The organism is Halomonas sp. KHS3, assembly GCF_000830495.1.
GTDB lineage: Bacteria > Pseudomonadota > Gammaproteobacteria > Pseudomonadales > Halomonadaceae > Vreelandella > Vreelandella titanicae.
This window is the reverse complement of sequence record NZ_JWHY01000007.1, coordinates 43,304-65,380: the sequence shown is the minus strand read 5'-3', so window position 1 is coordinate 65,380 and position 22,077 is coordinate 43,304. Positions and strand designations below refer to the sequence as shown.

Annotated in this window: 23 protein-coding genes; 15 read left to right on the top strand and 8 right to left on the bottom strand. The window is 55.3% G+C overall.

Annotated elements, in window-relative coordinates:
- Positions 1 to 20 precede the first annotated feature (20 nt).
- Positions 21 to 1,037: an isocitrate dehydrogenase gene (locus RO22_RS16250; RefSeq protein ID WP_009287343.1), complete on the bottom strand. Its 1,017-nt coding sequence runs from the start codon at positions 1,035 to 1,037 to the stop codon at positions 21 to 23.
- A 641-nt stretch (positions 1,038 to 1,678) separates the two neighbouring features.
- On the opposite strand from RO22_RS16250, the gene RO22_RS16245 reads away from it, so the two are divergent.
- From RO22_RS16245 to cfa, 3 genes are all read left to right on the top strand, one after another.
- Complete coding sequence (locus tag RO22_RS16245) at positions 1,679 to 3,169, top strand: SulP family inorganic anion transporter (protein ID WP_039859372.1); 1,491 nt, start codon at positions 1,679 to 1,681, stop codon at positions 3,167 to 3,169.
- A gap of 19 nt (positions 3,170 to 3,188) precedes the next feature.
- Positions 3,189 to 4,046: a universal stress protein gene (locus RO22_RS16240; protein ID WP_041158837.1), complete on the top strand. Its 858-nt coding sequence runs from the start codon at positions 3,189 to 3,191 to the stop codon at positions 4,044 to 4,046.
- A gap of 228 nt (positions 4,047 to 4,274) precedes the next feature.
- Positions 4,275 to 5,429 (top strand): cyclopropane fatty acyl phospholipid synthase, encoded by a 1,155-nt coding sequence (gene cfa, locus RO22_RS16235; protein WP_170834162.1) that lies wholly within the window; start codon positions 4,275 to 4,277, stop codon positions 5,427 to 5,429.
- A 17-nt stretch (positions 5,430 to 5,446) separates the two neighbouring features.
- Here the strand turns inward: cfa and RO22_RS16230 are convergent, their stop codons facing one another.
- From RO22_RS16230 to RO22_RS16220, 3 genes are read right to left on the bottom strand one after another with little or no spacing between them, the layout of a single operon-like run.
- Positions 5,447 to 6,403: an arsenic resistance protein gene (locus tag RO22_RS16230; RefSeq protein ID WP_009287340.1), complete on the bottom strand. Its 957-nt coding sequence runs from the start codon at positions 6,401 to 6,403 to the stop codon at positions 5,447 to 5,449.
- Positions 6,404 to 6,449: 46 nt separating this feature from the next.
- Positions 6,450 to 6,836 (bottom strand): fluoride efflux transporter CrcB, encoded by a 387-nt coding sequence (crcB, locus tag RO22_RS16225; protein WP_027958040.1) that lies wholly within the window; start codon positions 6,834 to 6,836, stop codon positions 6,450 to 6,452.
- Positions 6,833 to 7,234 (bottom strand): fluoride efflux transporter FluC, encoded by a 402-nt coding sequence (locus RO22_RS16220; protein ID WP_027958039.1) that lies wholly within the window; start codon positions 7,232 to 7,234, stop codon positions 6,833 to 6,835. The genes crcB and RO22_RS16220 overlap by 4 nt, the downstream gene beginning before the upstream one ends.
- 322 nt (positions 7,235 to 7,556) lie before the next feature.
- Here RO22_RS16220 and RO22_RS16215 point away from each other — a divergent pair, with 322 nt between their 5' ends.
- Positions 7,557 to 8,411, top strand: a complete 855-nt coding sequence (locus tag RO22_RS16215) for a universal stress protein (RefSeq protein ID WP_041158836.1) — start codon at positions 7,557 to 7,559, stop codon at positions 8,409 to 8,411.
- An 11-nt stretch (positions 8,412 to 8,422) separates the two neighbouring features.
- Here the strand turns inward: RO22_RS16215 and RO22_RS16210 are convergent, their stop codons facing one another.
- Positions 8,423 to 9,619 (bottom strand): MFS transporter, encoded by a 1,197-nt coding sequence (locus RO22_RS16210; protein ID WP_041158835.1) that lies wholly within the window; start codon positions 9,617 to 9,619, stop codon positions 8,423 to 8,425.
- Positions 9,620 to 9,698: 79 nt separating this feature from the next.
- Between RO22_RS16210 and RO22_RS16205 the strand changes: the two genes are divergently transcribed.
- Entirely contained in the window at positions 9,699 to 10,040 is a 342-nt protein-coding gene (locus tag RO22_RS16205; protein ID WP_027958037.1) for a TraR/DksA family transcriptional regulator, read from the top strand.
- Between the two features lie 25 nt (positions 10,041 to 10,065).
- On the opposite strand, the gene RO22_RS16200 is transcribed toward RO22_RS16205, so the two are convergent.
- Positions 10,066 to 11,757: a 2-isopropylmalate synthase gene (locus RO22_RS16200; RefSeq protein WP_009287338.1), complete on the bottom strand. Its 1,692-nt coding sequence runs from the start codon at positions 11,755 to 11,757 to the stop codon at positions 10,066 to 10,068.
- 278 nt (positions 11,758 to 12,035) lie between these two features.
- Here RO22_RS16200 and RO22_RS16195 point away from each other — a divergent pair, with 278 nt between their 5' ends.
- Both RO22_RS16195 and RO22_RS16190 read left to right on the top strand, forming a co-directional pair.
- Positions 12,036 to 12,521: an Lrp/AsnC family transcriptional regulator gene (locus RO22_RS16195; RefSeq protein WP_022522347.1), complete on the top strand. Its 486-nt coding sequence runs from the start codon at positions 12,036 to 12,038 to the stop codon at positions 12,519 to 12,521.
- A gap of 71 nt (positions 12,522 to 12,592) precedes the next feature.
- Positions 12,593 to 12,949 (top strand): RidA family protein, encoded by a 357-nt coding sequence (locus tag RO22_RS16190; RefSeq protein ID WP_022522349.1) that lies wholly within the window; start codon positions 12,593 to 12,595, stop codon positions 12,947 to 12,949.
- A 64-nt stretch (positions 12,950 to 13,013) separates the two neighbouring features.
- Here the strand turns inward: RO22_RS16190 and RO22_RS16185 are convergent, their stop codons facing one another.
- Both RO22_RS16185 and RO22_RS16180 read right to left on the bottom strand, forming a co-directional pair.
- Complete coding sequence (locus RO22_RS16185) at positions 13,014 to 13,877, bottom strand: MurR/RpiR family transcriptional regulator (RefSeq protein ID WP_009287337.1); 864 nt, start codon at positions 13,875 to 13,877, stop codon at positions 13,014 to 13,016.
- A gap of 214 nt (positions 13,878 to 14,091) precedes the next feature.
- Positions 14,092 to 15,447, bottom strand: coding sequence for an aldehyde dehydrogenase family protein (locus RO22_RS16180; RefSeq protein WP_009287336.1), 1,356 nt, complete (start codon positions 15,445 to 15,447; stop codon positions 14,092 to 14,094).
- 211 nt (positions 15,448 to 15,658) lie between these two features.
- On the opposite strand from RO22_RS16180, the gene RO22_RS16175 reads away from it, so the two are divergent.
- From RO22_RS16175 to RO22_RS16140, 8 genes are all read left to right on the top strand, one after another.
- Complete coding sequence (locus RO22_RS16175) at positions 15,659 to 16,807, top strand: GNAT family N-acetyltransferase (RefSeq protein ID WP_041158834.1); 1,149 nt, start codon at positions 15,659 to 15,661, stop codon at positions 16,805 to 16,807.
- 156 nt (positions 16,808 to 16,963) lie between these two features.
- Positions 16,964 to 17,302: a cell division protein FtsB gene (ftsB, locus tag RO22_RS16170; protein ID WP_022522352.1), complete on the top strand. Its 339-nt coding sequence runs from the start codon at positions 16,964 to 16,966 to the stop codon at positions 17,300 to 17,302.
- A complete protein-coding gene (gene ispD, locus RO22_RS16165) occupies positions 17,299 to 18,006 on the top strand; it encodes a 2-C-methyl-D-erythritol 4-phosphate cytidylyltransferase (protein WP_009287334.1) in 708 nt (235 codons plus the stop codon). Before ftsB ends, ispD begins: the two co-directional genes overlap by 4 nt.
- 16 nt (positions 18,007 to 18,022) lie before the next feature.
- Positions 18,023 to 18,511: a 2-C-methyl-D-erythritol 2,4-cyclodiphosphate synthase gene (gene ispF, locus RO22_RS16160; protein ID WP_022522354.1), complete on the top strand. Its 489-nt coding sequence runs from the start codon at positions 18,023 to 18,025 to the stop codon at positions 18,509 to 18,511.
- Positions 18,504 to 19,535 carry a tRNA pseudouridine(13) synthase TruD gene (truD, locus tag RO22_RS16155; protein ID WP_027958032.1) on the top strand — a complete coding sequence of 344 codons (1,032 nt, stop codon included), beginning with the start codon at positions 18,504 to 18,506 and terminating at the stop codon, positions 19,533 to 19,535. Before ispF ends, truD begins: the two co-directional genes overlap by 8 nt.
- Positions 19,536 to 19,704: 169 nt before the next feature.
- Positions 19,705 to 20,451: a 5'/3'-nucleotidase SurE gene (gene surE / locus RO22_RS16150; protein ID WP_022522356.1), complete on the top strand. Its 747-nt coding sequence runs from the start codon at positions 19,705 to 19,707 to the stop codon at positions 20,449 to 20,451.
- Positions 20,438 to 21,115, top strand: coding sequence for a protein-L-isoaspartate(D-aspartate) O-methyltransferase (locus tag RO22_RS16145; RefSeq protein ID WP_041158833.1), 678 nt, complete (start codon positions 20,438 to 20,440; stop codon positions 21,113 to 21,115). The genes surE and RO22_RS16145 overlap by 14 nt, the downstream gene beginning before the upstream one ends.
- Positions 21,112 to 22,071 (top strand): DUF368 domain-containing protein, encoded by a 960-nt coding sequence (locus tag RO22_RS16140; protein ID WP_009287330.1) that lies wholly within the window; start codon positions 21,112 to 21,114, stop codon positions 22,069 to 22,071. Before RO22_RS16145 ends, RO22_RS16140 begins: the two co-directional genes overlap by 4 nt.
- The last annotated feature ends 6 nt before the right edge of the window (positions 22,072 to 22,077 follow it).

Here is a 22,077-nt window from a genome sequence, read left to right as displayed (position 1 = left end):
GATCAGCTAGAAAGAGTCGACTAGTGGCTCTGTACGTACTCAACCAACGCCTGGGCGAAGGAGTCGGTAGAGCCAGTGCCGCCCATATCGGGGGTGACCATATCGCGGCGGGTTTCCAGCACGGTACGGATACCCTGGCGGATGGCGGTGCCTTTCTCTGTCATGCCCAGGTGATCAAGCATTTGTGCTGCGGCGAGCAGCAAGGCGCAGGGGTTAGCGATGTTTTTGCCTTCGATATCCGGCGCTGAGCCATGCACAGCTTCAAAGATCGCTGCTTTTTCGCCGATGTTCGCCCCTGGAGCCAAACCCAAACCGCCGACTAAGCCAGCGCAAAGGTCAGAGAGAATATCGCCAAACAGGTTGGTAGTGACCACTACATCAAACTGATGTGGGTTCATTACCAGCTGCATGCAGGCGTTATCGACGATCATCTCTTGGAATTCGATCTCGGGGTACTCTTTGGCAATCTCCCGCGCTACGTCCAGAAATAAACCCGAGCTGGTTTTGATAATGTTGGCTTTGTGTACCGCGGTGACTTTTTTGCGACCGTTGTTTTTGGCCAGCTCAAAGGCGTAGCGCACAATGCGCTCGGAGCCTTTGCGAGTCACTTTGATCACCGAAATGCCAGTATCGCCGTCGTCGATCATCTCCTGGCCGTCGGAAAGATACGCGCCTTCGGTGTTTTCGCGCACGGTGATCATATCAATATCGTCGTAGCGCGAACGAGTACCGGGGAAGCTAATCGCCGGGCGCACGTTGGCATAAAGGTCAAAGTGACGACGTAGCTGTACGTTAATCGAGGAGAAGCCCTTGCCAATCGGCGTGGTTAGCGGGCCTTTCAGCGCGATGCCGTATTTTTCGATGGCATCCAACGACTCTTGAGGAATCAGCGTGCCATGCTTTTCAAGGGCACCTAAGCCAGCATCGATGTGCTGGTAGGTTAAGCCACAATCCAAGGCGTCGAGTACTCGCAGCGTGGCCTCCATAATTTCGGGGCCGATACCGTCGCCCTTGATGACTGCAATAGATTGGCTCATTGACTGCTCCTCTTTAAATCGGCAGGTGTGTTCAGTAAAGAATAGCGTGCCGCTTCAACGTGCAAAGTTGGGATTTAATATCCTGTTAGTTAGCGGCGCAATGGTACTTCAGAAAGGGGGCAGAGGTCACTTTACCTATCGTAGTGGTCTATTACGTAGTGGTAGAACCTGACTAGCGGTGTTAGACGTGAGGTGCAATGCAGCAGAATTCCTGGTAGGATACGGCACTTTGTCGCACCTTGCTTGCCTACAATATGCTTTTTGCGACACGTTTTATGCACGACTCTTTCTTTTCGCAACTGTAAAAGAATCTCTGCCAATGAATGTATTCAAACATTGCTTTTCAGGGCTGATGACTCCGCCCTAGCCCCTCGCTTCCTCTAAAGGTGCTGATAGTGCATTCATTGTGCTGTCATCGCTTTCTGGTACTTGTTTCTAGTGCCTTCTTTTAAAGTGCTTATGTTTTCAGTACTCAAGTTTTCAGTACCTGAATTTAGCGGCACCTAACGCTAGCTCACCACTATTTAAAATAAAAAGCTGATTATCCCAGCGTGCCAATGTGTTGGCGGTGCTTCCTCTTGTTGGCTGCGCTGTTTGACCGCTTTTGGCCTGTTATTAACCTAAAACCATGGATCCCTTGCATGTACGAAAAGTTTAAACAATCCTGGCTCTCCAACCTCAAGGGCGACACCCTTGCGGGGATTGTCGTGGCTCTTGCGCTAATCCCCGAGGCCATTGCGTTCTCGATCATCGCTGGCGTTGACCCGAAAGTCGGCCTTTACGCCTCCTTCGCTATCTGTGTGATTATCGCCTTTACTGGCGGCCGCTCCGGCATGATTTCAGCGGCAACCGGCGCCATGGCGCTACTCATGATTACCCTGGTGAAAGAGCACGGTTTAGAGTACCTGCTGGCCGCCACGCTGTTGACCGGTGTGCTGCAGATTGTGGCAGGATATCTAAAGCTTGCTGAGTTGATGCGATTCGTATCGCGCTCGGTGGTGACTGGGTTTGTCAACGCGCTCGCTATCCTGATCTTTATGGCCCAGTTGCCTGAACTGACGGGCGTCACTTGGCACGTTTATGCCATGACCGTTGCGGGCTTAGCCATCATTTACGGCTTCCCCTATGTGCCGGTAGTTGGTAAAGCCATTCCTTCGCCACTGGTATGTATTGTCGTGCTCACCGCTGTGTACATGCTGACTGGCATGGATATTCGCAGCGTTGGCGATATGGGCGAGCTGCCCGATAGCCTGCCGATGTTTTTGTGGCCTGATGTGCCGCTGAACGTTGAAACCCTAATGATCATCCTGCCCTATTCGCTAATGTTAACCGTGGTGGGCCTGCTTGAATCGATGATGACGGCGACCATTATTGATGACTTAACTGATACCAAGAGCGATAAAAACCGCGAGTGTAAAGGCCAGGGTATTGCCAACATTGGCGCGGGTTTGATTGGCGGTATGGCGGGCTGCGCCATGATTGGCCAATCGGTGATCAACATTAAATCCGGTGGTCGTCGTCGTACCTCGACGTTAATTGCCGGTATCGCACTACTGCTGATGGTGGTCTTCCTGGCGGATTGGGTATCCCAGATCCCCATGGCCGCGCTGGTGGCGGTAATGATTATGGTCTCTATCGGTACCTTTAGTTGGGAATCGATTCGCGATCTGAAAAAGCACCCCATGAGCACCAATATCGTCATGGTGGCCACCGTTATCGTTACGGTAGGTACTCACAACTTGGCGATTGGCGTGTTCGTTGGTGTGCTGTTGGCGGCGATGTTCTTTGCCAACAAAGTCGGCAACATCATGTATATCGGCTCCAAAGAAATAGAGCCGGGGAAAGAGCGTGAATACGAAGTCGTCGGTCAGGTATTTTTTGCTTCCTCCGAACGCTTTATCGGCGCGTTCGATTTCAAAGAGAGTATCGATAAAGTCACTATCAACCTCTCCCGGGCGCATTTCTGGGATATTACCGCCGTGCAGGCGCTGGATCGCGTGGTGATTAAATTCCGCCGTGAAGGTACCGAGGTAGAGCTTGTGGGCTTGAGCGAGGCCAGTGCGACGGTCGTGGATCGCTATGCGGTACACAACGACCCCGAAGCGGTTGAAAAGCTGATGGGCGGCCACTAACCAACGCAAGGAGAGCGACATGACAGATCAAGTATTAGCCGCTATTGACGGCTCCCAGTTTTCTGAAGGCGTCTGCGATTATGCTGCCTGGGCAAGCTTGGCTATGGATGCACCGTTAACCTTTGTGCATGTGGTCGACAACCACTCAGCAGTACCCGAAGAGCAGAACCTTTCCGGCAACCTGCGTTTCGGTGCCCGCGAAAGGCTGATGAAAGAGCTTTCCGAGCTTGATGAGCAGCGCGCTAAAGTGAATCGCGAGCATGGCAAGCTGATGCTGGAAGCAGCTAAAGAGCGGGCAATTGAGGATGGGGTCATTGACCCCGTTACTCGCCAGCGCAATGGCACCCTGGTAGAGAGCCTGTTAGAGCTTGAAAACGAGGTGCGTTTGCTGGTGGTGGGTAAGCGCGGTGAAACCGCCCACCAGGCCAGTGGCCACCTTGGCTCTAACCTTGAACGGGTGGCGCGTGAATTGCACCGTCCGATCCTGATGGTGCCGAAAACCTTCAAGCGACCTGAAAAGATATTGATGGCCTTTGACGGCAGCAAAACCGCCCGTAAAGGCGTCGAGATGCTGGCTCGTTCGCCGCTTTTTGCTGGCACTGAGTGCCATGTTCTGATCGTGGGTGCGGAAACGGCTGAACGCCGTTCCGAGCTTGAGTGGGCGTTAGGCATATTGCGCGATGCGGGCCACCAAGCCGAAGGCGCCATTCGTGCAGGCGAGGTAGATGAAGCCCTGCAAGCTTACGAAAAAGAGCATGGTATTGACCTGCTGGTGATGGGCGCTTATGGGCACTCGCGTATTCGCCACTTGCTGGTAGGTAGCACCACAACGGCTATGCTACGTGGTAGCCGCATACCGGTGCTGATTTTGCGCTAGGGCTCAATAAGCTAAAACTCAAAAAAAGCAGCAGCGCATAACCGTTTAGCTCGCTTTGCGTATTACCTTCGCAGCCGGCCCTCTTTCTTGAGTGAGCCGGCTTTTTAGTCTCTGCAGTGCATAAATGATCTCCATCAAATGATGCTAATGTTGCCATGCGCTTCTATGCTAGTAGTCAGGTTGTAACCTATTCACCCACTGGAATAGCGTAAGGAGCCTGCTGTGAACATGCCTATGTTGGAAAAAAAGCCTGTTGGCTTCGACGAAGCCTCTACTTCCCACCGTTTTGTTGCTGAGCTACTGGCCCAAGCCGATATTCATTTCGACGGGCACCGCCCCTGGGATATCCAATTGAATGCCCCCGGCGTTATTGATAGCGCTCTTTCGCGAGGCAATCTTGGGTTTGGCGAAAGCTACATGAAGGGGGACTGGAACGCCGATCGGCTTGATGAGCTGTTTTACCGCTTAATGCGTGCCCAGCTCGGGCAACGTATCAAGCCCACTCAATTGATTTATCACTCTCTGCGTTCGCGCCTGCTGAATCGGCAAACGGTGAAGCGTGCCTGGGAAGTGGGCGAAAAGCATTACGATCTGGGTAATGACTTCTACGCGGCCATGCTCGATCAGCGCATGACCTACACCTGCGGCTACTGGAAAGATGCCAAAACCCTGGACGAGGCCCAGGAAGCCAAGCTCGATCTCGTCTGCCGTAAATTGCAATTAAAGCCAGGCATGCGCGTGCTGGATATTGGCTGCGGCTGGGGAAGCTTCATGGCCTACGCGGCTGAGCACTATGGTGTTGAGTGCGTGGGCCTGACTATCTCCAAAGAGCAAGCGGAGTTTGGGCAACGATTGATCAAAAAGGGCTTACCGGTAGAGTTTCGACTGCAGGATTACCGCAATGAAAGCGAGCAGTTTGACCGTATTGTCAGCATCGGCATGTTTGAGCATGTGGGGCATAAAAATTATCGCGAGTATATGAACGTGGTTAACCGCTGCTTAAAGGATGACGGCCTGTTTTTGCTACATACCATCGGCAAAAACTTAAGCAACACGGTGACTGATCCCTGGATTGATAAATATATTTTCCCCAATGGCGAACTGCCCACCTTGGGGCAAATAGCTGATGCCGCCGAAGCACTGTTTGTGGTGGAGGATGTGCATAACTTTGGGGCTGATTACGACCGTACTCTGATGGCATGGCACAATAATTTCGAGAGGCACTGGCCCACATTCGAAAGCCAGTATGGCGAGCGTTTCTATCGCATGTGGCGCTACTACCTGCTGAGTTGCGCCGGTGCTTTCCGAGCCAGAGAAATTCATCTTTGGCAACTGGTGATGAGTAAGCAGGGGGTACTGGGCGGTTATTCCCGCGTTAGCTAATCGCTATCTAACACAAGCTAGGGATCTGGCAGTAGCTTATTGGGCACCCAGCGTAAGAGTGTCACCATACCAAATAGCTCTACCAGTGATTGAAACACCACCACCACAACCGCCGCCTGCCAAGCGCTGGGTAGCGTCAGGGCGATGGGCAACATCATAAAAGAGTTACGTGTACCAAAGCTAAACGCTAGCGTTCTAGCGCTGGCGGTGGGTAGCTTAAACAACTTGCCAAGCCCCTTACCCAATAGAGCTGCAAAGAGTAAAAAACCAATAAAAATAAACACCACCTGAACCAACACTTGGCTAAGGCCGAACACAGTGTTGACCTGGGAAGCGGCGATCATAAACACCACTAAGGCCAGTAAGGGCACTGGCAGTATTCCCAGGTAATACACGGTGCGTTTAACTGCCTTGTGACGCTGGGCTATGTACTCGGTTAACCAGGCGAGTGCTAAAGGCGTGAGAATAAGCCCTGCAAAAGCACTCAATAGTTCTTTAGAGAGCGTTAGCTGAAACCACTCACTGCCCAGGAACAGCCACAAATAAACGGGTAACGCGACTAACTGCACCAGCAGCAGTAGTGGGGCGGCGGCAACGGCCCGAGCGCTATCGCCCTTGCCTAAATGCGTGAAGGTGATAAACCAATCGGTGCAGGGCACCAGCAGTACCAGTAAAACGCCTGCCAGCACGGCGGGGGAGAGTGGTAGCCAAATAACGGTAAGGGCTAAAAAGGCTGGAATGGCAATAAAGTTACCGACCATCAACGCGGCCATAAAGCGTGTGTCAGCGAAGCTTCGGGCAATATGCAGCAAAGGAATTTGCGTAAAGGTGGCGTAAAGCAGCACCGCTAACAGCGGCCATAAAAAATGCGCTAGCGGCTCAGCGAATTGCGGTGCTCTGATGCCTAACGTTAGGCCTAAGCCAATGAAAATCAGGTAGAGCCAAGACTGATGCTTTTCCATCTGATCGCGCATGCTGGCACATCCTGTCGCTAACGGTTTTGCAATCGGGGCTGTTTTGCTAACGAAAAAGCGCCATGCGCTCACCCACCACGGCAGCGCCCAGCCAAAGGGGAAGGCTAACCACAATGTAAACCAGCGCAATCCCCGGGCGGCCTAACTGCACCAGATGTAGCGTCTCTAAGCTAAATAGCGAAAAGGTGGTAAAACCGCCGCAAAAACCGGCCACCAATAATGGCTGAAAACGCGCTAGCTGGCTGTGGGGGGAGCGCGAGAGGGTGGCGGCCAACCAACCGATTAAGCACGAACCCAGTACGTTAACAATGAGTGTTCCCCAGGGGAAATAGCCCCCTAGTGCTGCCTGGGATAATAGCGAAACGCCGTAGCGCAGCGCGCTGCCCACGCCGCTACCGACACCTACCGCAAGGTAAGCCTTCCAGGCGCTCATAAGGTCGCTCCTGACAGAGAAGCCCCTGATAACAACCAGCCCAGGGTGACCATGACTAAACCAAGCAGCAGCGTGGTGCCCACATTAATGCCTGCGCGGAGTTGCTGGCCGCCCTGCCATAGCTCAATGGTCTGCAAGCTAAAAGAGGAGACAGTGGTGTAGCCACCTAACACACCTCCGACGGTGAACAGCCATACAGAAGAGGGGGCGCTAGCGATACCTAGGCTGCCGAGCAGCCAGCCCGCTAGAAAGGCTCCGCTGGCGTTAACCGCCAGGGTTCCCCAGGGGAAGGCCTTGCCGAGATAGCGGGCGAGTAGATTTGAAACCGCAAATCGTCCCATCCCGCCCAGCGCGCCGCCTAGTGCGACTAACAGTACGCTTGTTAAGCCATGCCCCATGCTTTCCTCCGAGTCGCCAACTTCAATAGGCCGCTAAGTTTAGCATGTGCGTTTTATAGCGTCCGAAGCACGTAAGAACGTTTTAGGGTTTGTACGAAAAGTCGGCGAGCGAAGGCTAGACAAGGCAAAAATCAACGAAAAAAGGATCGGATTCGCGTGCGAATTTACGGGGTGTAAATGAGCATTTTGAGATGATTTTTAACGCCGTATAGGCGAGCGTAGGCAGTTTTCGAACAAAGCCTAGGGTGTCGCGGGTCAATGAGTTCGTGTAGAAAAGGGTGAGAATATAAAAATAATGTTGATGCTCAAGGAGAAGTACCTCATGTCAGATCGCGTGTTGGCAGCTATTGATAGTTCTCAGTTTTCAGAAGGCGTGTGTGATTATGCGGCTTGGGCCGCCCAAGCCCTGGATGCTCCGCTCAGTTTTATTCATACCGTGGATAACCATGCCCAAGTAGCTGAGCCGGATTTAACCGGTAACCTGGGACTAGGTACTAGAGAGCACCTGCTGGAAAAGCTGTCAGCTATTGAAGAGCAGCATGCCAAAGTCTCCCGCGAGCGGGGCCGCCTGCTACTCGACGCCGCCAAGGAGCGCGCGGCCAACGCCGGTATTGCCGACCCGCAGTGTTTGCAGCGCAACGGCACTCTGGTGGAAACCCTGGTCGAGAATGGAAAAGGTGTAAGGCTGTTAGTGGTAGGCAAGCGGGGCGAGACGGCGCACCAAGCCAGTGGTCATTTAGGTTCCAACCTAGAGCGCGTGGTGCGGGAAATGCATTGCCCGATTCTCATGGTGCCGAAAGAGTTTACTCAACCGCACAATGTGATGATGGCGTTTGACGGCAGTAAAACGGCTCGTAAAGGCGTGGAAATGCTGGCCAAAAGCCCGCTGTTTGAGGGCGCTACCTGCCACGTGGTGATTGTGGGCGCGGAAACCGCTGAAAACCGCTCGCAGCTGAGCTGGGCGCTGGAAACCTTACGCGAGGCCAGGCACACCGCCGAAGGGGCGATACGCGCGGGCGAGGTGGAAGAGACGCTGCGTACCTATAAGCAAGAGCATGATATCGACATGCTGGTGATGGGCGCCTACGGCCACTCGCGGATCCGTCACCTGCTGGTCGGCAGTACTACCACCACAATGTTGCGTAATGCCCAGTTGCCGGTGCTGATTTTGCGCTGATTTCTGCACTTTTATGGCTCAGCCGGGATAGTGGAGGTTTCCCGCAGTACACGCTGAGCCAGTAGCCAACCGGCGATGATAAACAATAGCATGCCTAATAGAAGGGCATGAAAAGGTGCGCCTGCGCTAAGGGCTAACCCCAGTACGGCGGGCGCGACGCCGGTGGAGAACACCATGGCAGCGCTAAGAGCGGAGCGAACCCTCCCTAGGTGCTCAGCTCCCCATAGCTTGATCAGCAGACCCGATGCAATTAGCTCTTGCGCGCCCATGGCCAAGCCGCCCCCTACCATCAATGCCCAAATGCTGATATGCCCGCCAATGGTGAGTGCCATCACCATGGCAAAGGCGTAGGGGAGTAGGTAAAGGCGGGCTAGCTTTACGGGGCCCAGTTTATCCACCCAGCGGCCTCCTAATAAGGCCCCCGGCAGTTTGGCGATTCCCATGCCGGTCAGCGCCAGGGCGTAAACCGCCAGGGAGCTCTCCAGAGACTCCGTTAATTGCGCTTGATAGATAAACAGCCCCGTCATGGTGATGGGGAGGGCCATTAATAGTGGCATTAGCAGCCAAAAGCGTTTTTCGCGAAAGGGACGAGGGCCATGGGGCGTCTGCCTGGTTGGTTTAACGCCCGGTGCGTCGGGCCAAGGTGCTTTTAACAGTAGCCACAGCCAAGGCAAGGCGATGACGCCACACAGTAGCCACCAGAAGGTTTGCCAACTGCTCCAGATAAGCGCAGCCGCCACTAACGGGGGCAGCAGCGCTTCTCCCAGCGGTATCCCTAGGTTAGCCAGGCCAATGGCACGGCCGCGCATGGTGGAAAACTCTCGGGCAGCGAGGGTGTTACCCAAATGGGTCAACATGCCCTGGCCGCATAGCCGCACTATGCCAAGGCCGACTATCCCCAGCCACCACCAGGGCGATAAGGTAAGCAGTACAACGCCGGTTAACAGCAGTGACAAGACGATTGCCGCAAAGCGCTGTGGGTTAATCCAGTCGATGGAGGGCCCAAAGCGCAGCATGCAGAAACCCGCTATCAGGGCAACCACGGCATAGGCGGTGCCAAACTGGCCGACGCTAAGACCCAGGTGGTCTGAAAGGGGCGCTTGAAAAAGACCAATAAAGTAGCTCTGCCCAAGGCTTGAGCTAAACATCGCTAGAAAAGCGATACTGAGTACGCTGCGGTGATCGCGCAGCAGGGTGCGATAGCCCATCGTAACGTTCCCTTCGCGATCAAATAATTAGTAGGTTAACGATTGTTGGTAAATGATTGTAGGCTAGTGGGAGGTGCAGATGAATCACCCTGAGGTGGATATAGTCGTTATCCGTGAGAAATTACTTGCTCTTGACGCCACGCTCCGCGAGGAGAGCGCCAGCAGTGAAGAGTCCCGGGATACGGTGATGCTGGATCAAACGTCGGTAGGTCGGCTGTCGCGTATGGATGCAATGCAAGGGCAAGCGATGGCCAAAGCAGGCGAGCAGCGACGTCAGCTAAAGCTGAAGCAGATTGCCGCTGCCCTGCAACGCATTGAGAGTGAAAGCTTTGGTGAGTGTATAGAGTGCGGCGAATGGATTGGGGCCAAACGCCTCACCTGGGACCCATTAGTGCTGAAGTGTATTGAGTGTGCTGATTAGACCCTGCTCCTTAGAGCCAAGCCGTTTACGCTTCGGCGGCAGCTTCTTGCTGCTGCTCAGTTGTCTGACCAGGATTAATCGTTGCGTTAATACCTGACAACAGTGCCTTGAGCGATGCACTCACGGTGTCGCTATCTTCGGCCACTGCGCAAAGCCGTTGGCCATCGATATTGAGCTGAACGAAGGCGATGGCATTGGCTTCACTGCTGGCACCCAGCGAATGCTCGCTGTAATCGATAATCCCTACACTGCTGCCGGAGTGGCGTTGCCACGCATCGGTAAATGCCGACATCGCGCCGTTGCCCTTGCCAGAAAGGCGCAGCGTTTCGTCACCCTGTTTCAGTGTCAGCTCAATGCCTTCCTGCTGGCCTTTGGAGAGCTGATAATCCACAAGAGATAGGGGCGCTTCCTGGGTGAAATTGTCGAACATCACCTGGCGAATCATTTCACTGGAGAGTTCGCTGGCGCGCCGCTCGCTCTCTTGCTGAACAAAGGGGGCCAAAGCCAGCATCATCCAGCGCGGCAGGTTAATGCCGTAATCCCGCTCAAGCAGGAAAGCCATACCGCCCTTGCCGGACTGACTATTGACGCGAATTACCGCCTGATAATCGCGGCCGATATCATGGGGGTCGATGGGCAGATAAGCCACTTGCCAAGGCTCGTCGGGTTTTTGGTGCTTGAGGGATTTACGAATCGCATCCTGGTGGCTGCCCGAGAAAGCGGTGTAGACCATCTCGCCCACCCAGGGGTGACGCGGGTGTATAGCGATACCGGTGCACTCGTTGACCACCTGAATGATTTCATCAGGGTTGGATAGATCCAGTTCAGGATCGATGCCCTGGCTGTAGAGATTCATCGCCAGGGTGACGATATCCATATTGCCCGTGCGCTCGCCATTGCCCAGCAGGGTGCCTTCTACCCGCTCGGCGCCGGCCAGCAGGGCGAGTTCAGCAGAGGCTACCGCACCACCGCGGTCATTGTGGGTGTGCACCGAGATAATCACGCTGTCGCGGCGGCTAATGTGCTGGCAAAAGTACTCAATCTGATCGGCGTGATGGTGCGGCCCGGCCACTTCCACCGTGGTGGGCAGGTTGAGAATGCATTTATTCTCTGGCGTCGGCTGCCACACATCCATCACCGCTTCGCAGATTTCCAGCGAAAAATCGATCTCGGTGCTGGAGAAACTTTCCGGGGTGTACTCGAAACACCACTCAATCTCGGGGTATTGGTCGGCGTAGGTTTTGACCCAGGTGGCCCCTTGTACCGCAATATCGACAATCCCGGCACGATCCATCTCAAACACCCGCTCGCGCTGAATGGTGGAGGTGGAATTATATAGGTGAACAATGGCGCGCTTGGCACCCACCAGCGAGGCAAAGGTCTTCTCAATCAGGTGTTCACGGCACTGCACTAGTACCGCTATGGTGACGTCATCGGGAATTTGATTCTCTTCGATCAGCCAACGCACGAAGTCGTAGTCGGGCTGGCTGGCCGAAGGAAAGCCTACCATGACTTCTTTAATGCCCACTTTAACGATCTGCTGCCAGAAGCGTTGCTTTTGCTCAACGGTCATCGGCTCAAGCAGCGCCTGATTGCCGTCGCGTAGGTCTTCGCTCACCCAGATCGGGGCATGATCCAGGTCACGATCTGGCCATTGGCGATTGAAGGCAGGTACGCGGGGCGCAGGGCGATATTTGCGATGATCAAAAGCAGACATGGTGAGTTTCCTAAAGGCGGTGAGTTGTTAAAAGCGGCCGCTTGTGGCGTATGCCGCATTGCTGCAGTGCCAGGGTGAGGCACTTTAAGGGGCTGCTTGTGGCAATGACTCTTGTGGTACTGAGCTATCTCTTACTGGACTATCTTTTACTAGCTATCTCGTACTTGACATAGTGTATGCGGAGAGCGACGAAAGGTTATTGCGAAAATGTAGTGTTATCGCCAATAATTGACATTAAATATCGCATAATTCGCTTTTATTGGTAGGAGCTGCTTTCTATGGCCGTAATGCCGCTGTCGCTTGATCGATTTGATCGCCATATTCTGGATATTGTGCAGCAGGAGGGGCGCATCAGTAATCAGGAGTTGGCTGATCGCATCGGGCTTTCGCCTTCGCCCTGCTTGCGCCGGGTGCGGGCTCTGGAGGAGCACGGCCTAATACTGCGCTACCGTGCGGAGGTCGATTCCCGCCAACTGGGCTATCAGTTAATGGCGCTGCTGCATATTTCCATGGATCAGCATACGCCGGAGCGCTTCGATAATTTTGAGCGCCATATTCGTGAGATACCCAACGTTATCGAGTGCCTGATCATTACCGGTCAGGCGGCGGATTTTCAGCTCAAAATCCTGGTGCGGGACATGGATGACTACCAACACCTGCTGCTGCATGTGATTAACCGCATCGAGGGTGTTACCGGCGCGCATACCAGCTTTGTGCTCCGGCGGGTCTTTGAGCATCGGCCGGTACCTACGGATCGGCTTTGATAAGAAGGCATAGTCAAGGATAAGCCAAGCGGTTTAGACTGCTTTTCTTAAACCCACTAGGAGTTTTCCCTATGACCATTCAACGCCACGATACAAAAGCCCGCATGAGCCGTGCGGTGATTCACCAGGGCGTGGCCTATTTGTGCGGCCAAGTGGCTGGCCCGGAGGCCCGCGAGGGCGACATTACTGCCCAAACGGAAAGCATGCTGGCGCGGGTGGATGCGCTACTGAAAGAGATTGGTTCAAGCCGTGAGCAGCTGCTTAGCGCGACGATCTACCTGAAAGAGGGCAGTGACTTTGCCGCTATGAACGGGGTATGGGATGCCTGGATGCCCGCAGGCTACGCACCGGCGCGCACCTGCGTCTGCGCGCCCATGCCCGCCGATGAGCTTAAAGTGGAAATTACGGTGACTGCCGCAGTGAGCTAACTGCTTTCTATTCGCTACTCACCATTCACCCCTCACTATTTTCCATTCACTTGCTATTTATCATTCACTTACCGGGCTTTTCTACCGGAAAGCGGGTGTCGCGCAGGCTGTCTTTGATTTTCTTGAGGTGGGGTAAGAAGTCTTCACCACGCCTCAAGGTTACCCCAGTGGCCAGCGCATCAATCAGCGTTAATTGAATTACCCGCGAGGTCATCGGCATGTAGTGGTCGGTGTCTTCGGGGGTAGCGACATCCAGGGTGGCGGTGCATTCGTTGGCCAGTGGCGAGTTTGGCGCGGTTATACCAAGAACGACGGCCCCTGCATCCCTCGCCAAACGGGCGATATCCACCAGCTCCCGGGTGCGCCCGGTGTAGGAGATAATCACCACCACATCCCCCGTATGGCAAGCGGCGGCGACCATACGCTGCATCAGCACATCAATGTATGCCATCACCGGCAGGTTGAAGCGGAAGAACTTGTGCTGGGCATCCTGGGCCACCGCGCCAGAGGCACCCAAGCCAAAAATATGGATCTGCTTGGCCTGGGTAAGGTAGTCGACCATGCGCTCGACAGCACCCATATCGATGTCGCGCTGGGCTTCATCGAGGGCGGCGATGGTGGCGCCAAAGATTTTGTGGGTGTACTGGGTGGCGGAGTCGCCAGGCTCCACTGCACGGGTCACATAGGGTGTGCCGCCAGCTAAGCTCTGGGCCAATTTGATTTTAAAATCGGGATACCCCTTGGCGCCAAAGTTACGGCAAAACCGGTTAACCGTGGGTTCGCTGACGCTAGCTGCCTGGGCCAGGCTGGCAATGCTTAGGCTGGTGGCGACCGTTGGGTCTTCAAGAATTACATTGGCGACTTTACGCTCCGATCGGTTGAGTTCTTCTAAACGTTCGCGTAAGCGGTCAAGTAAGTCATGAGCCATTAACGGTCTCCGTGTCGTGTATGGAAAGCAGCAAATTTCCTATGCTTACAAAAGTTTTCCCACGAGTTTCAGTAAGCTGTTGCAAATGCTCAGGGCAGTTTCTGCTGTGCTTACGTGGGCTTTGTAGATAATTCCAACGTAGAGCGTATGTGAAATATATCATAAGGGCATTGTGAAAATTTGTTATTAGCAAACGATCATCAGTTCTTAAGCTTTAACCGACTCCTAACAATTTCATTAACCAGCGCCGATAAGGTGGATAAAGCAAGTGGCTCGAGGTGCGTTTTGATTGATAAAAAACGCTGCGTAAGTGGCTAAAACGCTCAAAGCCGTGACGGCCATGGTAGGCGCCCATGCCACTCTCGCCGACGCCGCCAAAGGGCAGTGAAGGAACGGCGTGATGAAGAAGCGTGGCATTAAACACCAGTGCGCCAGAGCGTGTCGTTTGCAGCAACTGCTGCTGTAAGCCCTTATCATGTGTGAAGGCATACAGTGCCAGCGGGTGAGGGCGGGCATTCACATAACGTATTGCGGCCGACATATCGCTAATGCCAATTACCGGTAGGCAGCGGCCAAAAATCTCTTCGCGCATCACCTGTAGCCCCTGGTGGGGGTCGATAATCAGCGCTGGGGCATGAGTGCCGTGATCGATGACTCTGCAGCCGTGGTCTTGGGCTTCTTGCAGCATGGCATCTAGCCGCTGCTGGTGGGCCGCGTTAATCGCGTGGGTGGCCGCATGATCGTCGGGGCGCTGCCGTTGAATAGCCTCGCTCAACGCTTTAACCAAGGCATTAATATGGCGGCTCTCAACCAGCACGTAGTCGGGGGCGATACAGGTTTGCCCGCCGTTCATGCCTTTTCCAAAAATAATATCTGCTGCCGCTTTGTCGAAATCCGCATCGCCTGCCACGATGGCGGGCGACTTGCCGCCCAGTTCAAGCGTCGTTGGGGTCAAATTCGCCGCGGCTGCTTGGGCCACTTGCCGACCTACCGCGCTGGAGCCGGTGAACACCAGGTGATCGAACGGCAAACTGCTAAAACGACGCGCCACCTCTACATCGCCTTCTACTACCTTGAGTTCTTCAGGGGTGAAGTATTGCGGCACCAGTCGCTGCAGTAGGGCGCTGGTAGCGGGGGAGTGCTCGCTGGGTTTAAGCATCACCACATTGCCCGCAGCAAATGCATCCACTATCGGCATTAGCGCCAAACTCCAGGGGTAATTCCAGGGTGACATCACGCCGACAACGCCCAGCGGCTGCGGCGCGATGCGTGCCCGGGCAGGCATCAATCGCCACGGCATGCTGACCGACCAAGGGCGCATCCAGCGCCATAGATGCAGTCTGGCATGGCGAATGGCGTGGAGCACCGCGCTGATTTCAGCCATGCGTATTTCCACCTCGTTGCGCTGACCAAAATCCGTTTGAATCGCGCGGATAATCTCAAGCTGGTGATGCTTGGTCATACGAGCGAGGCGGGCCAGCCGGTCACGACGCACCGTTAGCGTCGGGTAGGGCATTTGATCGACAGCGTGGCGCTGCGTTTGAAAGTCACCCGTCATATCGCGCGTCATGGACTCTCCTCATATGCCGTTACCGGCGTGGCGTTAACGTTAAATACTGCAGTTCAATAGCCGTATCTGCTTTCGTTGGCATAGCCCGATGGCATAGCTCGTTGATTTAGCCAGTTGATTTAGACATCGGTGTAGATGGTTAGTGTAAACGGTTTATATAAACAGTTAGTGTAAAGTGACCTTTTAGCCCCCACACGTTCGGGAAGGTGCTATGCCGTTACCCCCACTATCGATCACCATTCTACCCACCATTGAGGCCGTTACGGCAAGCCAGTGGGATTCACTGGTCGATAATGATCAGCCCTTTTTGCGTCACGCGTTTTTACACGCCCTGGAGGCAAGCGGCTCGGTCAGTGAGGCCACGGGCTGGGAACCGTGCCATCTGAGTGTATGGCAAGGCGAGCAGTTGGTAGCGGCGCTGCCGATGTACCGCAAGCACCACTCTTACGGTGAGTATGTGTTTGATTGGGGTTGGGCGGAAGCGCTAGAGCGTTCCGGTGGTCGCTACTATCCAAAAGCCCTCAGTGCGGTACCGTTTACGCCAGTGCCTGGCGCGCGCACGTTAATCGCCAAGAATGTCGATGCCCGCGCCGTCCGTGGGCTGCTGGCCGGCGCCTGGCGCGAGCAGTGTGAAAGTCTCGGTCTGTCTAGCTGGCACTTGCTATTTGCCGACGAGGCCGATGTCACCGCCTGGCAGGCGCAGTGTCCTGAGCTTATTACGCGTGAAGGCGTACAGTTTCAGTGGCGTGATCGCGGCTTCGGCGATTTTGAGGGCTTTCTAGCCAGCATGACATCGAAACGGCGCAAGATGATCAAGCGCGAGCGTCGCTTGGTCGCCGAGCAGGGGCTACAGGTAGCGCACCTTGAGGGTGATGCAATTACATCAGCGGACATGGTGCATTTCTATCGCTGCTATGCAATTACCTACCATGAGCGCGGCAGGCCGCCTTACTTAAACTATGACTTTTTTGAGCGCCTGCGCCAAACCATGCCAGAGGCGCTGGTGCTGGTGCAGGCTTACGTTGAAGGGCGCCCGGTGGCGTCAGCACTCTATTTTCGTGGCAGTAGCACGCTCTATGGGCGCTACTGGGGGAGTGAAGTCGTCGCCGATTGCCTGCATTTTGAGGCATGTTACTACCAGGGTATCGAGTACTGTTTGCAGCGCGGCTTAACGCTGTTTGATCCGGGCACCCAGGGCGAGCACAAGCTGGTACGCGGGTTTGCGCCCCAGCGTGTGCGTTCGCTGCACTATATTAGCCACCCTGGGCTTGCCGCAGGTGTTGCCCAGTTTTGTCATGAAGAGGGCGAGCATGTCAGCGCCTACCGCGATGCGGCCCATCAAGCGCTGCCATTTAAGTAGTTATTTAAGCTGTCATTATAACGACGTGCGGCTCGCTGGTGCTGCCCCTTAATGGCATAATGCGCGCCGATAAGCACTCTTTAGTGTATCAACGCCGCTTTTGATCAAACCAGGGCTTTGAATAAAATCCAGCCGATATTTCCAAGGAGTGCCGTGATGCGTAAATGGTTAGTGATGACATTGCTCGCTGTCTTGGCGCTGCTTCAGTACGAGCTGTGGTTAGGCAACGGTGGCTGGCACGATTTGCAGCAAGTGGAGCAGCGGGTCGCGGTGCAAGAGGCGGCCAATGTGCCCATGCGCGAGCGCAATGCGCGGCTGGCGGCCGAAGTGACGGATTTAAAAAACGGTTTAGACGCCATTGAGGAGCGGGCACGTAGCGATATGGGCATGGTGCGCACCGACGAGCAGTTCTTCTGGGTGCCTGGTGTAGCGATTGAGAAGGAGCTTATCGGTATTAATGCAGGTCTGGTCGCTCCCCAGGAGCCGCCACAGTGAGCCAAACCTGGTTAATTGTGCCCGCGGCGGGTCAAGGGCGCCGTATGGGGGCCGATAAGCCCAAACAGTACTTAACCTTGGCCGATGAGCAGCCGGTGTTGGCGCATACTTTGGCACGCCTTCATAGCGCCTTTCCTAGCGCTCGCTTGGTGCTCTGTTTAGATGCCGACGACCGCTGGTTCTCGCCCCGCTGGGTGCCTTTTACTGTCTGGCAGCGCGTGACCGGGGGCGATGAGCGAATGGACAGCGTCTTAAATGCCCTGCACGCGATGGCCGCCGATGATAATGACGTAGTGATGGTGCATGATGTGGCCCGCCCCTGTATTACCGTGAGCGATCTCCAGGCGCTGTACCAAGCCGCCGCGACCCACCCCGCAGGCGCGCTTTTGGCGATGCCGGTGGCGGATACCATGAAGCGTGCCGATGATCAGTGCCAAAGCGCGCGAACCGAACCGCGGGATGACTTGTGGCACGCGCTAACGCCCCAAGGGTTTCGCTATGCGCTACTTCGGCGAGCCTTAGAAACCGCCCGCCAGCAACGAACCTTGGTAACCGATGAAGCCTCGGCGGTTGAAGCCTTGGGCGAATGCCCACAGTTGGTAAGCGGACGGCGCGACAACCTGAAAATTACCCACCCGGATGACTTGGCGCTGGCAGCCGCGATTATGGCGGCACAAACCGTTAACACGCCTGACAGGCTTTAATCACTAGGAGCTTATAATGCGTATCGGCCACGGATTTGATGTACACCGTTTCGGCCCCGGCGATCATTTAATGATCGGCGGCGTTAAGCTGCCGTTTGAACACGGCTTTGTGGCCCACTCCGACGGCGATGTGCTGCTTCACGCGATTAGTGATGCACTGTTGGGCGCCTGTGCGCTGGGCGATATTGGCCGCCACTTCCCCGATACTGACCCGGCGTGGGCGGGGGCTGATAGTCGCGAGCTGCTGCGTCATGTAGTCACGCTGACTCAAGGTCAAGGCTATGGGGTGGTCAATATCGACGCCACGCTAATGGCTCAAGCACCTAAAATGGCACCGCATATCGAGGCAATGCGAGAAGTCATTGCTGCCGATCTAGGCGTCGCGCTTGGTCAAGTCAACGTTAAAGCCACCACCACCGAACGATTAGGTTTCACCGGGCGCGGTGAAGGTATCGCCGCGGAGGCGGTGGTGCTGCTTAACCGTGCTGAGGCGCTTAATGATTAATATGCCTGAGTGGCAGCGCTGTCTCGATGCTCAATTTGGCTCTCCCAAACCGGGCCAGTACCGTGCCCAGCCGGAAGATTTTTGGGTCGATGAGCAGCTGGATTTCACCCCTGAAGCACACGGGGAACATTTGTGGCTGCGAGTTGAAAAGCGCAATCAAACCACGTTAGATGTCGTCAATACATTAAGTCGGCTTTGTGGCGTAACGCCCCGTGATATCGGTTACTCTGGCATGAAAGACCGCATTGCCGTCACGCGCCAGTGGCTGAGCGTGCATCTGCCCGGCCGCGACGCGCCCACGGAGCTTGAGCAGTCGCTTAATGCGCTGGGGATCACTGTCGTTGAGCAGGCGCGCCACCCACGTAAGCTGAAGCGTGGCGTTCACCGCACTAACCGTTTTGTATTGCGCCTTAGCGGTGAGGCCATTGAAAGCGAAGATTTTGTCAGCCGCTGGGAAGCCCTTTGTCAGCATGGCGTGCCTAACTATTTTGGCCCCCAGCGCTTTGGGCCCGAAGGACGTAATCTTCAGCGTGCCGAAGCATTACTTAACCGAGGTTGGCGAAAACGCGACGATCGCCAGGGTATGATGCTCTCCACTGCGCGCAGTTTTTTGTTTAACGAACTGCTCAGCGCGCGCATTGCGGATGGCACCTGGTCGCAGCCGCTGGCGGGAGACACGTTGATGCTGGACGGCACCCAAAGTGTGTTTCGTATCGACGCCTCCGACCATACGCTTCAGGCCCGCGCCGCTGAACTGGATGTGCATCCCACTGGGGTGCTTTGGGGCGTTGGTGAAGCTGACCAGGGCGACGCCGCTGGCTATGAAGCCCGTTTGCTGGAGCACTACCCTGGGCTATGCAGTGGCTTACAACGCAGCGGAGTAAAGCAGGCACGCCGTGCACTTCGTATGCGGCTGCTGGAACCCCAGTATGCTTGGGAGTCAGGTGCTGTCCGGCTTTCGTTTTCGCTGCCGCGGGGCAGCTTTGCCACCGCTGTGCTGGGTGAGCTGATGTTAGCGAACTGATTTAGCTATTAGATTTGAGATTAGCATACAGAAAAGTTAGTAAAAGAGAGGGATATGAGCGGCCGCGTTTCGTGCATATGCTTTTGCGCTCACGTCTCTTGTGGCTATCACTCTTGGCTTACGACTCTTGTGCTTATAACTTTTGTGGTTAAGAACAGGGAGACCCACTATGCGGCGACTGCTGCTTTCCAATGATGATGGTGTGTACGCGCCCGGACTGCGTGCGCTGCACGATGCGCTGTTGGCCCATGCCAATATTCGCGTAGTGGCGCCTGATCGAGACCGCAGTGGTGCTAGCAACTCGCTTACTCTGTCACGGCCTCTCTCGTTGACGCCTCTGGATAACGGCTTTTATAGCGTCGATGGTACTCCCGCGGACTGCGTTTATTTGGGCGTTCACGGCGTATGGGATGAAAAACCCGATTTAGTCATCTCCGGCATCAATCACGGCAGTAATCTGGGCGATGACGTGCTCTATTCAGGCACTGTCGCGGCGGCGATGGAGGGGCGTAATTTAGGTATGACGGCGATTGCCATGTCGCTGTGTGGCGAGCGTCATTTCGCCACCGCTGCCAGGGTCGCTGCCACCTTGATTGGTGCTGCTGATCAGCTCTCTCTGCCGCCGAGAACGCTGCTGAATGTCAATGTGCCCGATGTGCCCTGGGAGGAGGTTAAAGGCGTAAAAGTGACTCGCTTAGGCTATCGTGGGCCAGCCGAGAAACCGTTAGCGGTAAAAGACCCGCGGGGGCGTACGCGCTACTGGATTGCGCCGGTAGCGGCCAATGCCGATGACGGTGATGATACCGATTTTGCTGCCGTCGAGGCGGGCTATGTGTCGATTACTCCCTTACAAACAGACCTAACGCGGCACCCCGCGCTTAACGATGTGCAGGAATGGTTGGATGTTTTTGCCTGATATCTCTCCAGGAGAGCTGCGCGGTCGCGGCATGACCTCCCAGCGTACTCGTGACCGCATGGTCGAGCGCCTCATGCAGCAGGGCATCAGCGATGCCCGGGTGCTGGAAGTTATGGCCAGAGAGCCGCGTCATCTATTTGTTGATGAAGCGCTGGCCCATCGCGCTTACGAAGATACCGCGCTACCCATTGGCTTTAGCCAAACGCTGTCGCAGCCGTTCATCGTGGCGCGCATGACGGAGCTTGTGTTGCGCGCCGAGCCGCGCAGGGTATTGGAACTGGGGACAGGGTCTGGCTATCAGACGTTAATACTGGCGCGCTTGGTCGAAGAGCTCTACTCCATTGAGCGCATCAGTGCGCTACACGAGCGTGCGGCGGAGCGGTTAAGACGGCTAGCAGCACCTGCCAGACTGGCGGTGGCGGACGGCGGCTATGGTTGGCCAGACGTTGCGCCGTTTGACGTTATTTTGCTAACCGCCTGCGCACAGACGCTACCCACACCGCTACTAGAGCAATTGAGCCACGACGGGGTGCTGATTGCTCCGTTGGAAGAGCCCGATGGCAACCAGTGGCTTACTCAAGTAAAGCGCATTGGCAGTGCCTTTGAAAAACGTCGGCTTGAGCCCGTGCGTTTTGTACCCTTACTGCAAGGAGTAGTGGATTGAAGCGGCAACCCTTGGGAATATTTTTACGAGGCGCAGGGATGGGCGCCGCCGACGCAGTGCCTGGCGTGTCGGGAGGAACGATTGCATTTATTAGCGGTATCTATGAAGAGCTGATCAATACGATCAAACAGTTTGGCCCCGGTGCCATCGGCGCTTGGCACCGCGGTGGCTGGCGGGCTCTTAGCAACCATTTGAATCTCGCCTTTCTGGTGCCGCTATTGGCGGGGGTTGCGGTTAGCCTGTTTAGCGTAGCGCATTTAGCGCTCTGGTTGATGGAAGCGCACCCGTTGCTGCTGGATGGCTTCTTTTTTGGCCTGGTGGCAGCCTCTGCTCTGGTGGTCGGGCAGGCGAGTAGCGGCTGGAAGCTTTGGTATCTATTGCCGCTACTGGTGGGGCTAGTGCTCGCCCAGGCGTTACCGGGCATGATGCCGCTGGTGTTATTAATTGGTAATGAAGCGCTGGTAGTCATGGTGGCAGGCTGCATCGCGATTAGCGCCATGCTGTTACCGGGCGTGTCAGGTAGCTTTCTATTGCTGACTATGGGCCTCTACGGCACCATTATGGGTGCAATTCGCAGTTTGGATCTGGGCATTATCGTGCTGTTTGGCATGGGCTGCATAGTCGGCTTAGCGCTGTTTTCACGACTTCTGTCCTGGCTGTTACGGCGTCACCATACCCCAACGATGCAACTGCTATTGGGGTTTATTGCCGGTTCGCTGCCGGTTCTCTGGCCATGGCGCGAGCTGTTACGCTACCAAATCGGGCCAGAAGGGCAAATGATTCCTCTGGAGTACCGCTATTTATTGCCCGCTGACTATGCCGTATTGACCGGCGCTTCGGCACAAGTGGCCGGTGTTGTTGCGCTAATGGCCGTGGGTGCCCTCATTGTCGTGTTACTCAACCGACATGCAGATCGTCGGCCAATCGATACCCAGCTTGGCGCTGAAAAGGAGTAGGTTTGA